Annotated in this window: 1 protein-coding gene; it reads left to right on the plus strand. The window is 44.3% G+C overall.

Translation table 11 applies throughout. The annotated features are described in order from the left end of the window. Positions 1 to 39: 39 nt before the first annotated feature. Positions 40 to 397, plus strand: a 358-nt coding sequence (locus tag RM446_RS24725; RefSeq protein WP_311547848.1) for a kinase/pyrophosphorylase, incomplete at its 3' end; no start/stop codon positions are given.

A 397-nucleotide genomic window follows, 5' to 3' on the forward strand; every position in this document is an offset into this window, starting at 1 on the left:
GATAGAGGCGGAACCATCAGACTACTATCTAATCATGCAGTGCTTTATGTCATTTCAGACTCTGTTGGGGAAACAGCCGAGTTTGTAGTGAGAGCTGCGGTCAGCCAGTTGGAATACACCCACCTAGAGATCCGCCGTGTACCCTATGTGATGGATCGAGAGACGATACTGGAGACTGTGCAGGCTGCTAAAGAAGAGAAAGCATTAATTGCTTTTACTTTAGTTTTGCCCGAAATGCAGGATTTCCTTACAGAAGAAGCGATCAAAGCGGAAGTTCCCTATGTGGATATTATGGGACCGATGATGGATGGACTCTCTAAATTGATTCAGAGTGAACCGAAACGAAAGCCGGGACTTATTCACAAATTAGATGAGGAATATTTCCGTAAAGTAGAAG

It is taken from the genome of Streptomonospora wellingtoniae, from assembly GCF_031845375.1.
Classification (GTDB): Bacteria; Actinomycetota; Actinomycetes; order Streptosporangiales; family Streptosporangiaceae; genus Streptomonospora; species Streptomonospora wellingtoniae.